Source organism: Legionella sheltonii (assembly GCF_026191355.1).
GTDB classification, from domain to species: domain Bacteria; phylum Pseudomonadota; class Gammaproteobacteria; order Legionellales; family Legionellaceae; genus Legionella; species Legionella sheltonii.
Map to the genome: position 1 here is coordinate 26,984 of NZ_JAPHOQ010000004.1, position 11,743 is coordinate 38,726.

The following is an 11,743-nucleotide window of genomic DNA, read 5'->3' on the forward strand; positions in this document are numbered from 1 at the left end:
TGCCCTTATAAAATTCTTTTTTCGTAACTATTTAAATCTACCTTAATTTTCATCAACAGAGAATTGATTTGGCTTAAATCCGTTATTTGATATGCTTAATTTATAGATGTTGTCCTCGTCAATCTAATCAACATAAACCATGGAGTGGCGTGAGCATTATCTAGACCTAAGTTCGATAAAGTCTGAGTTTTATCCTCGATGACATCAATCAAGCCTCCTACTCTTTAAGGGCTGTTCCCCAAGAAGCCTCATTCAATGAATTGATTCCCTGATCAAGATAATAAATCGAGCGAAATCCTGCCTGCTCTAATAACAGTACAGCCCTTTGGCTTCTTTGGCCTGACTGACAATAAACAAGAATGGGACCTGAGGGATCAAGCTCATCAAGGCGCGCAGAGAGCTCAGCCAAGGGAATTAATTTTCCACCTAGATTTTTATGATGGTGTTCCTCAGCAGTTCGTACATCCAACAAAAATATCCGCGGGTTTTCTTGCAGAAAATTGGACAAATTTTTACCGGAGATCGCAACAGCGTGGATCGCCTCTGAAGACAGACACAATCCAAAAGCGTTTTCGTCTAGAGTATGACCATAGACACAAAAGGGACATTCTTTATTTTTGCTCAGATGGATATTTTTTATTTCCATTGTCAGTAAGTTGATGCAAAGCAATCGATTTAATAATGAAGTACCACTGCCGGTAATCCATTTAATTATTTCAGTCGCTTGCACAATCCCTAACAATCCAGGCAACGTACCGATAACCCCACCATTTTGACAATTGGCGGTGGTATCAGGAATGACTGGAAACAAACAATGCAAACATGGATTTTGTTGTCCATAAAACAAAGAGCAATGTCCTTGGAATTGATAAGCACTGGCATACACATAGGGCTTTTCTAAACGATAACACATATCGTGAACAAGATAACGCGTATAAAAGTTATCGGAACAATCCGCCACAAGATCATACTGAGTAATGATTTCTTCTGCATTATGAGCCGTTAAACGAAAATCATGCGCTTGAACCTTGATCTCTGAATTGAGCGTATTTAATCTCATCTTTGCGACAACAGCTTTGGCCTGGCCAACCTCTTTTTCTTGGTAAAGAATTTGCCGATGTAGATTACTTTCGTCGATGAAATCACCATCGATTATTCCTATCGTTCCCACTCCTGCACCAGCTAGATAAGGAAGAAGTGTAGCCCCAATGCCTCCTGCACCAATACATAATACCCTTGCCGCATGCAGCTTTTTTTGTCCCTGCAAGCCAATTTCGTCTAATTTAATTTGCTGGGAATAACGTTCTAACTCAGATAAAACAGTCATGTTGGGTCCCTTAACCTAGCTTTGTGCCTTAACATGCTTCGCAATAATGTCTTTCAATCAACAAAACGCAAAAGTTGCTCCGTCGCTCTTTGGGGGTCATCCGCTTGAGTAATTGCAGAAATCAGAGCGATACCTTGAACTCCTGTTGCAGCCACATCTGGCATACGCTCAATATTGATCCCCCCTATTGCAACCAAAGGATAATTTAAAGTGCGTTGCCAACGATGTAAGCGTTCAATACCTTGTGCTAAAAAAGGCATTTCCTTGCTGGTCGTTGGATAAATGGGGCCGATCGCAATGTATGAAGGACAAATCGCATGGGCTCGTGCCACCTCATAATAACAATGAGTACTGACCCCAAGTAACAATCCATGACTTCTAATCGCATCAAGATCTGCAGTATCTAAATCCGATTGTCCTAAATGGACTGCTTCTGCATTCAACTTTAAAGCCATTTCCCAGTAGTCATTAATAAATAACGTAGCACCATACTTTTTAGCCAAAGCAATACTTTGCTTCATCTCCTCTTCCAGAGTCTTACTTTTTTCTTTAATTCGCAATTGAATGGTTTTTACCCCAAGCTTCAGAAGCATTTCGACCCATGAGAAGCAATCAACCACAGGATAAAGACCTAATCGATGAGATGGTTTAAATGGTTGGGGCACCTCATTCAGGGGTTTGGATGAAAGATAAGGCAGGTCCATCTCATTCTCTGGGAAACCGCCATAATATATACTGGTTCCTGCCAGGCGGGCTGCTTGGTGTGCATACATTTTTGCGATGATTAGTGCATCTTCGAGTGAATACTCCAGAGCTAATGCCCCAGTAATCGCCGCGGATAAAACCGATCGAAGCTCCGGATATTTTGCATCGGAGAAGCGATTTTGTGTCAGCCAAAATGAAGTAAGCCCATTTGTCCAATAATCATGTTCCCATGAATTTTCTTGCAGATGCTGCCCCAATAGAAAAATACTTTTAGCCCCCAGCGTTAATAATTCATGAGCCGCTTCCTGCATGGCTTGATGGGTCATGATCTTTCGCTTTAAAATCAATTCGGCCTCAAATGTATTCAAGACTAAAACATCTGCAAAAGAAAAGCCTGTAGTCAAATCATCCGCATTTTTATCAATATACTGAGAAGTTAAAGTAAAATCTAAAACTACAGGCCCAGAATAATTGTTTAAGAATTGTAAGTCTTCGCGAGAAATGCTTTCGTTTATTTTAATTGCCTTGGGATGATTTGATCCATTTAATTGCCGTTGTTGCATTTCAAGACCCAATCCACGTAGTGTTTGCCAATCGACTTCATTGCCAGTATTGCTCCACACCGTGCTCATCATAAAACCTCCTGATGCCAAAAAGGTGTATCGATCAAAGGGGTACATGATTGTGCGGTAATCCGCTCCGGCATAAGACCTGCCTCGAAAGCACCTCGTCCAGCAATAACTGCATGCGAAAAAGCTTCCGCCATTGCTACAGGATGAATCGCTGAAGCAACTGCGCTATTCAGTAAAACCCCATCAAAACCTAATTCCAAAATCCGTGCCGCATGAGATGGCTTACCAATCCCCGCATCGACAATTAAGGTTACATCCGTTAATCGATGGCGTAATGTCTCCAACGCAAAAGGATTGAGTAATCCTTTTCCTGAACCAATAGGCGCAGCCCATGGCATCAAAATCCTACAACCACAATCCATAAGACGCTGGCATAAAACCAAGTCATCAGTACAATATGGAAAAACCTCAAATCCTCGTTTTACCAATTCATTCGCTGCACGCAATAACTCAAAAGGATCCGGCTGCAAACTAAACTCATCACCAATCACCTCTAATTTAATCCATGACGTATTAAAAAGTTCACGCGCCATTTCGGCGGTAGTAATCGCAGTTTGTGCATCACGACAACCAGCAGTATTGGGCAGTAAACAACAATTCAAAGACTGAATGGTTTGCCAAAATAAATCGCTACCTGTACCACTGGCCATTTGTCGTTTCAGAGAAACGGTAATTACCTCCGCTTTCGAGGCCCGTACCGCATCGGTCATTACCTCAAGTGATGGATAACCCGCAGTCCCCAAAAGCAATCGACTTGTTAAAAGCTTATCTGCTAAATGCCACATGATTACCCTCCTTGCATCGGCACGATGAGATCAATACGGTCTCCCTCGCACAAGGTAGTCTCAGCAAACATCGATTTGGGGATAAACTGATTATTCATTGCGATTGCCAAATGTGCGGCTATACCGTTCTTCTGTTCAAGTATTGCCTGTAGCGTACTGGATGCATCTACAGTTAGTGGTTCATCATTTATATAAATGATCATCAATAAGCCTCCCAGAGCTCAGGATAATAAATGTCTTTTTGATTGCTCTTTAGTCCACGTAGAATTTCCTCTACCAATGCCGGCGCTATTAAAAATCCATGACGATAAAGTCCATTTACCGCAATCAGTTGCTTTGCATATTTTATACGCGGCTGATGATGCACTAAAGTGGGACGACAGTGCGTCACCGTTTTAATGATTCGTGCTTCAGCAAAACCTCGATGTACATAGTAAGCAGCTGTTAATAGTTCCAGTGTCGTTCGTACTGAAATTGGACTGGAGTCTTCTGTCTCCAATTCGCTGGCTCCGATAAGGTAATAAGAATTAGGACGAGGAGCAATATAAATAGTGTATCTTGGATGCAAAAAGCGTATGGGTCTTTGCAATTGAACTTCAGGTGCATGCAACCAGATAAGTTCCCCGCGAAGCCCACGTAAATTGGTAAACGTGTTTTTTGCTCCAAGTCCCCGGCAATCAAAAACAAAATCAAATAAATAGGACTCCTTTGCTGTTTCTACTTTGCCTGAATGGATGCAAGAAACATAAGTTTGGTCCCGCCAAACGACTCCTTGCTGGCAAAGATGTTTTTTGAGTGCCAACAATAAACTCTGATTATCGAGTTGCGCTTCTTTGGGGAAATAATACCCTGCATGGAAATGATTCAGCTCCGGTTCAAGCTGACCTAGAGAATCTTGAGTGAGCACTTGATAACATGAGTCACTTAATTTATTGACAATCCGTGTACTGAACTGCTGCCATTCTGCTTTGTCTTGAGGGTGGTGCACTACAAGAGAACCTTTTTGACGAAAATACACAGGTTCCGTTAATTGATGCAAAATAGATTTCCATAATCCATCAACTGACTCCATTCCCAACTTGAAAATTACATGCTCCGCTTTATCAAGCTCAGACCAAGGTGCCAATAAACCTGCAGCGGCGTAGCTGCAATTATTGAACGCGCTTTCTGCCTCAAATAGGGTTACCTGCCATCCATCATTGTGTAAGCGTAAAGCCAGCAAACACCCCATGACTCCAGCACCAACAACAGCAACATTTTTCATTTAATTAAAATCACTCAAAAATAACAGACCGTAGGTTGAGCCTTGCCCCAACAATAAACAATAAGATGAATAGCAAATACTGATTAAATTCTCTAAAGTTGGGCCAAGGCCTAACACACAATTATTCACCCACACAACATGCGATAGGCTCTAAATCAGAATGAGGCATCTTGGGCAGTAGCTCATTTGTATAACAGGAATGCAATGAGAAAGAGTCATCAATTACGCCTAAATGCTTGCCAAAACGTCCTACCTTATTCCAATCACGTTCTACATTCAAAAGCGTGCGCGAGAAAAAGGGCAAGCTACGAATAAAAATCGTATGATACATGGGCGTTCGTAACTGGGGCTTTGTTTTACATAAGAGTTCATAAGCTTCATCTGGATTTTCTGTAGTAAACGCTGCTCCCCGTTGTGTGGCTTTGAGAAAACCTTTAATGGTTTCAGGATTTTTTAACATCCTTTCTGGCACAATAAACTGAATGGAGCAAAAACAGCAGCAACCTAGACCGGCGAGCTGATCCAGGCGTAAAAATACTGTTTCACCACGCAGATGCTCCAATTCAACTTTTTGGAAATTAATAAAACCAATGCCAGTATCAATAATGTCACGACAAATTGCATCAGTAACATTCATGCCAATACGCACTGTTTCATAGCTTGCAGAATCAATACCCGCCAATTGTGCCAAATTATCAATAATGATTTTGCCGAACTCACCAATATACCCTACCCGTTTACCAACAATATCTTGAAATGAAGTAATGCCACTGGACTTAAGTGCGATAAGCCCAGTAGGGGGTTCATCCAATAGCGTTCCAATTGATGTCACAGGATAACCTTTTGCACGAGCGGCTAAAGTATGAATCATGGCTTTAACACCAAAATCAACATGCCCCATACCTACAATTTCAGTCACATCACTGGGATCACTAGGCTCCAAAATTGCAAGTTTTATGCCTTCCTGTTGGTAATAACCTAATGAATGAGCAACAAAAATTGGGGTATGGTATGGGTTTGCATACCAATTGAGTAATAAAGTTGTTCTTGTAGATAATGCGTTCATGCCATAGCTCCTTAGATTAATTAATAAAATAAAGGATGGCTACAGATATCGCGTAAAGACTAAATTGAAGAAGTTAACCTTCATTAGAACTGTTGGGAATCACTCGCAAATAAGAGCAAATGCACCATGACAGGCCATTCAAAAACTCAACTGTTCTAAAATGAAATTCAGTTTTAAGGCGTTCTTACGCTGGTATGAACCAGATCAAGTTCAACGGGTATTTCTCAGACGTTTATCACGACACCCCGCGCCATCAATTGTTGGTAATGCTAGCTGTAATGGAAAAAACTGTCAAACATTATAATAAGAACAACCCTCATCCGTCCTGCCGGGCACCTTCTCCCCATGGTGAGAAGGGATCTTTTGAGGCAAAATATAAAAAAATCCCCTCTCCCGCTATCGGGAGAGGGGCTGGGGTGAGGGTAAAAATCTATTTATCATTCTGCACATAAAACACATTATGCTGAATCAAAAATCGCTGACATAATAAAGGAGTATGTTGCAATAAATGATGCAGATAAGCGCGCGTAAATTGTTGCGAACAAGTAGGACACGCGCAATCAGCATCAATCAGTTCAAATTGCATTTGTGTTTTTGAATCCGTTAAATCCACATCCCCTGCACGGCTGTATACCTTTCCTTGCATCGCTGCTTGTGCAGGTTCATCGGTCTCAATAAATCCTATACCTTGATCACGCAAGCGCCATATTAATTCGGAGTCAAAACGACCCATAATATAGCGCGGTACATGCGACCACCGATTTAATTGTTCCCAATCCACCTCATTCAAAACATTAAAATAAACTCCATGCGGCTTAATTACTTCGTGTTTCTTTAAGTCATTAACATGCATAAATGGAACAATTGCATCATTCCAATTATCCCAAATTTGTGGAAAATCCTGCATGATGTTTTGGGGTAAAATGACTGCATTGGGCTTTAAGTGCTGAATAAGATGGAGCAACTCTCCCACAGTAAATTTTATTCTAGAACCATCATAAGGTGATTTAAGCGTAAAAATTCCCTCTTTATTTGCCACAAGCGATGCTGCATTCAGCACGATAACACCTGGCCAAACGAGATAATGGGATATATCAGATATTTTTTTGAGCGCATCCTGGCCAGGTTTATACAACAGGATCTCTAGAGAATAAGATGCTGCCATTACTTTTGCTTCGTGCCAATTTGCTGTTGTAAGACACGCACCCGCTTCTGAAGTTAAAACAGGTATAAAATTCTGTACTGCAGTCAACATTTCTAATCTCCTGATTTATTATCCATTCACCAAAATTTTGAGTGCTTTAGGGAAAAAGTCAGATTTGGGTGCAGGTTGGAAGAAGCTCGATTCAAAAAAGCGCAGCATACATCAATATGAGCATTTTTTTAATTGAGATCGTTTCAACCTGTGCCAAATATGGCTTTTGGTGAACGGTTATCTGATTTACAGCAACAAACTGGTATCCCCATAACTAAAGAACCGGTACTTCTTTTCAATTGCTTCTTGATAAAGCATCATCGCTTGTTTATGACCAATAAAAGCGGAAACCAGCATTAATAAAGTCGACTCAGGTAAGTGAAAATTGGTCATTAATCCATCACAAATCTTAAACTCATAGCCTGGGTAAATAAAGATGTCTGTATCCCTACTGCAGGGACTTAGTATTCCATTATGGACTGCACTCTCAAGACTTCGCATAGCAGTTGTACCGACAGCAATTACCCTATTTCCTGCAGCCTTTGTAGCATGTACCGCAGCACATAATTCAGGACTTATTGTAAATCGCTCGCTATGCATTTTATGATCTTTGATGTTATCGCAACGGACAGGCCTAAATGTCCCAGCTCCAACATGCAAAGTAAGATAAGCTACTGCAACACCTCGTGAATGTAAGCTGGCTAATACCGATTCATCAAAATGCAAACCCGCGGTGGGTGCCGCTACAGATCCTTCATATTTTGCATACACCGTTTGATAACGGTCTTGATCCAGATTTTCATCATTTCGGGTAATGTAAGGAGGTAAGGGAATGTGTCCTATCCCATTTAATAATTTCAAGACGTCCATATCCGCTTTGCAAGTGAATAAATCATCCTGCCTATCAAGAACTTCAATTTCTTTATTTTGTTCCAGCTTAATAATTGAGCCCGATTTTAATGACTTGCTGGCTTTAATATGAGCTAGAAAAGTGAACTCACCCGTAATTCGCTCGACTAATAACTCAACTTTGCCTCCAGTAGTTTTATGGCCATGAAGTCGGGCGGGAATAACTTTGGAATCATTCATTACCAATAAATCACCAGGGTTTAAAAAATCAGCGATTTCACGAAATTGGTAATGACCGTATTCACCTTTTTGACGATCATAAATTAAAAGGCGTGAATCACTACGATTTGCTAAGGGATACTGCGCAATTAATTCTGGAGGTAAATCGAAGTAAAAGTCCTGTTTATTCATAAAGCAACCTGAAAAATAAATTGTCGTTATTATACACGGAATACCCTCATTCATCATCCCTACTGAATGCAATTCCTAACAAAATTGCATTTGAATCTAAAAGTTTTGTTTGGCTTAATCTTTTTTGTGCAATGTCGGATCGACATTAGGAGTGGGTGATGTATCTTTTATTAATCGTCTGGCACTATAGAGCCATTGGAGCCTTTGCTGTGATTCCATAATTTTCTCTGGCGAAACTTGTTCGATTAATTTATTAAGCTCTCCTTTGTTTTTAGATGATATGGTTGAACTCTCGACAATATTCCGTGCTTTTTCTATATCGTCTTTTTTAGGTGCTTTTAATACCAAAGATTCAAATTTCTCTATCATTTGTGAATAACTTGCATGAGGATCTGTTTTCGGAGTATGTGACAAACTGGGATTCTTTCTTAGTAATACTTTTTGGGCACGCGTTTCTCTTAATGTTTCTCCCATTTCATTTCTGGCTCGTTGCATTTCTGATTTTTGGTTTTTTAATACTTCTCTTAAATTTAGATGTTGTTCGTAGCGATGTATATGCTTCTGCAAATTTTCTTGTATCTTTTCAAGACAATTATAGCGAGGGGTTTGAATGCGTTCTTTAGCTTGCTCAAAATCACGCTTAGCTTGTACCCAGTCCTCCTCAGTCAATTTATTAGGATCCTTATCTTTAGGAAGCAGAGCATATGAACCATCATCTGTTTGAACAAGAAATTTTGCATCCTCATGTTTGATACTAAAACGGGCCTGGGAATAATCAAAAACTTGTTCCAATTTATCATTAAGAAGTATTTTCTTGTTGTTCATTACTTTCAATGCGGAAACCAATCCTTGTTCACGTAATTTCAAGCCTTCCATTTCAGGGTCCAATTGCCCAGGAATACTCTGATGCTCTCGTATTTTGGCTCGGGTTTGTTCCAAAGCGAAGCGAAATAGTTCTTCATAGTTCGTTGTTGTTTGGCTGAGATGAACTTTATGAAAACTCAGTTCATGTTCAATCGTTCTAATGTGTCTGCTAAGACGTCTTTTTTCAACTTCATGTGCCTGGGTATCATCAGAAGCTGTGCTTTTATAGAGTTCTTCCTGCGCTTTATACCGTTTTAGATCATTCACCAAAACCGATATTCTTTGTGCAGAAAACGCGGTAGGGTTTCCTTGAGGATGCTTGAAAATAGGCAGTTGTAAATACGTATCGAGTATATCGATATGGGTATGAAGTACCTCATGGTAAGCTTCCATACGTTGCCCTTCCTCTTCGATAGCCACTAACTCTTCTTCAACCTGCTCTAATTGGTGTTCCAATTCATCCAGTTTTTCATCTAAAATTTTAATGGTCTCCACGTAATGAGCGATCATATCGTCTATAATTTGAATTGGAGAGCGATCTGAAATTGTTTCTTTACTCTGTTCCTGTTTATCCTTTAGAAGATGTTTGTCGATTTCAAGTCGAATCAGCTGATCTACATTTTTAGCCAGTTCTTCTCGCTCTGCAATAATTCCCATAAGAAGAAAAATCAAGTGTCGCTGTTGGCTGAGCATTTCTTCTGTATTACGTTCCCTGATTGACTCAATTCGTGCCTCTTCTTTCATTATTTCTCGAGCTATCATGGTTAATGTCACATTACCGCCAGTCGTTTTCAGAAAATCAAATACCTCTGAGGCATTTTTTAATCCAAAATGTGACAAAAATTGAGTCGCTAAATAAGAATTTGTTTCAGTATTATTAGGTTGGTTTTGTTTTTCTATATCTGCAAACCATTGCTCCATCCGGTCAGAAATATTTTTTTGATCTGTAAGGCTTAAATTTTGCCATATTGGAGTAGCTGCTTCTATTGCAGACATGACCGAACTCTTAGGAATCACTTTGATACCCCAATAAAGCATCTTTGTTTAAATTATAGGCTATTTATGGAGAAAAAAGACTGCTTACACACAGCCATCGCATTTGACGGTACGTATAATTTTTACTCACAGTATACTAATTAAAAGTTCTATCTCTCTATTTGGTTTTTGGGTTCAGCAACATCGAACCCAAAAACCTACCCCTACTTTGAATTAAATAGCTTCTAGTAACTAGGATGATATAAATTGGAAGGATATTGAGATGAAGGGAAAGATGTCGCAGAGTTAAACAGAGATTCTCCATCAGCAAACGTCTGTTCCGCAGAAAACACCGAACCAAAATTACCTGGTTCTCTTTCTTTCTCCGAACGAGAGCTGGATTGCTTGCTAAGCTCGTCGCTGCTTAGCATTGAATATGGAGATGCACTCATTTTCAAGGGGTCACTTTCTGTTGCAGTCGAAGATTTTGAAGAAAACAGCTTCGCAGCAAATTTACTGCCCATACCAGCCACACCGCCAACGAGTAAAAATGGAGACCAAAGCACAGCACCTACAGATTTTATGACACCCGTAAAACTCAGTCCATCTTCATTCACAACACGCGATTTAATCATCTCGAATACGTTTTTATCACTGCTATAGCATTCTTTAGCACTGGAACTTAAGTAAGCAAATCCCAAAATTGCATAAAAAGCGAGTGCACCAATGCCAATAGCCCCAAGAGTGCCGACACTCAATGCCATTGCACCTGCGGCACTTGCTCCAGTAACTCCAGCAGCTGTTAGTGATGTGGCAGCTAATCCAACCGCACCAAGAGTAAGTTTGAGAATTAAAGCAAGAACGAAAATTGGAGCAACGACAAAAGCAAGGATGAGAAATGCTCCAGTCCCCCAGCCTGTACCTGAGGAATAACTTTGACGATAACTATAAGCTCTTCCGCGGGGAATTACTTCAACCTGAGGAACCCTGGGATAAATAGGTCTATGAACTTGAACTTGGGGATTAAAGGGAGGGATATTATGGGTATGATGATGCGAATCTACAGTAACTTGAGAACCTACACCGCGAGAACCAGTATATTGATCATGAGCATGATGTTTACTGTGCACTTTAGTCTCCTTTATTGTTATTATTAAAATCCAGCCTAGCAGGGAGAAGTATAAAAAAGAAAACTTAAGGTTTTATTAAGAAAATGCAGGTTTCTTTACAAAATAATTACATTTCTTTACAAAAGATCAGAGAATGATTAGCAAGAAAACAGATAGTATCCAAATTATTCCACCTGTTACATATGGATGCTGATAGCTCTTAAAGTTTTTTCTTCGCGAGAGAAAATCAAGAATAAGTACTGGAACTACGGAAAGAAAAGTCAACATGAACACAAGTACCACTTGCAGTGCCCAGTTCTGAAAAGGCATCATTTGTACTAAATAATTCAGAACATCATGCAGTATTTCACGCAGATAAAAGATCGCCCATAAAACCCATAAATCAAAAGAAAAGATTAACCAAGAAGCAGCAAAGAGAGGTATTATTAATTTAGCTCCTCTTATGGCAAAAATTTTCTTAATGGTTTTGATGAATTCTTCTGAAAAAAACACCAAAATCGAACCAAAAAGTACAAGTAAAGCGAGCGTTAATAACATTTA

General features: G+C 39.9%; 11 protein-coding genes and 1 riboswitch. All 11 genes read right to left on the reverse strand.

From position 1 onward, the window contains the following. Positions 1–217 precede the first annotated feature (217 nt). A complete protein-coding gene (locus OQJ26_RS05320) occupies positions 218–1,327 on the reverse strand; it encodes a HesA/MoeB/ThiF family protein (protein WP_265702862.1) in 1,110 nt (369 codons plus the stop codon). 53 nt (positions 1,328–1,380) lie between these two features. Next, positions 1,381–2,667: a thiamine phosphate synthase gene (gene thiE, locus OQJ26_RS05325; RefSeq protein ID WP_265702863.1), complete on the reverse strand. Its 1,287-nt coding sequence runs from the start codon at positions 2,665–2,667 to the stop codon at positions 1,381–1,383. Continuing rightward, the gene (locus tag OQJ26_RS05330; RefSeq protein ID WP_265702864.1) at positions 2,664–3,449 is read right to left on the reverse strand and encodes a thiazole synthase; all 786 of its coding nucleotides are present in this window, start codon (positions 3,447–3,449) and stop codon (positions 2,664–2,666) included. Before OQJ26_RS05330 ends, thiE begins: the two co-directional genes overlap by 4 nt. Before the next feature lie 2 nt (positions 3,450–3,451). Beyond that, on the reverse strand, positions 3,452–3,652 hold the full coding sequence (gene thiS / locus OQJ26_RS05335) for a sulfur carrier protein ThiS (RefSeq protein ID WP_265702865.1): 201 nt from the start codon (positions 3,650–3,652) through the stop codon (positions 3,452–3,454). Next, the gene (thiO, locus tag OQJ26_RS05340; protein ID WP_265702866.1) at positions 3,652–4,713 is read right to left on the reverse strand and encodes a glycine oxidase ThiO; all 1,062 of its coding nucleotides are present in this window, start codon (positions 4,711–4,713) and stop codon (positions 3,652–3,654) included. The genes thiS and thiO overlap by 1 nt, the downstream gene beginning before the upstream one ends. 121 nt (positions 4,714–4,834) lie before the next feature. Next, complete coding sequence (locus OQJ26_RS05345) at positions 4,835–5,779, reverse strand: ABC transporter substrate-binding protein (RefSeq protein ID WP_265702867.1); 945 nt, start codon at positions 5,777–5,779, stop codon at positions 4,835–4,837. Between the two features lie 164 nt (positions 5,780–5,943). Then, a riboswitch (TPP riboswitch) is annotated at positions 5,944–6,037 on the reverse strand. Between the two features lie 172 nt (positions 6,038–6,209). Further along, positions 6,210–7,034, reverse strand: coding sequence for a tRNA-guanine transglycosylase (locus OQJ26_RS05350; protein ID WP_265702868.1), 825 nt, complete (start codon positions 7,032–7,034; stop codon positions 6,210–6,212). A gap of 186 nt (positions 7,035–7,220) precedes the next feature. After that, on the reverse strand, positions 7,221–8,234 hold the full coding sequence (queA, locus tag OQJ26_RS05355; protein ID WP_265702869.1) for a tRNA preQ1(34) S-adenosylmethionine ribosyltransferase-isomerase QueA: 1,014 nt from the start codon (positions 8,232–8,234) through the stop codon (positions 7,221–7,223). A gap of 114 nt (positions 8,235–8,348) precedes the next feature. Next, entirely contained in the window at positions 8,349–10,094 is a 1,746-nt protein-coding gene (locus OQJ26_RS05360; RefSeq protein WP_265702870.1) for a hypothetical protein, read from the reverse strand. A gap of 224 nt (positions 10,095–10,318) precedes the next feature. Beyond that, positions 10,319–11,203: a hypothetical protein gene (locus tag OQJ26_RS05365; RefSeq protein WP_265702871.1), complete on the reverse strand. Its 885-nt coding sequence runs from the start codon at positions 11,201–11,203 to the stop codon at positions 10,319–10,321. Positions 11,204–11,329: 126 nt separating this feature from the next. Further along, positions 11,330–11,740: a hypothetical protein gene (locus OQJ26_RS05370; protein WP_265702872.1), complete on the reverse strand. Its 411-nt coding sequence runs from the start codon at positions 11,738–11,740 to the stop codon at positions 11,330–11,332. Between the last annotated feature and the right edge of the window lie 3 nt (positions 11,741–11,743).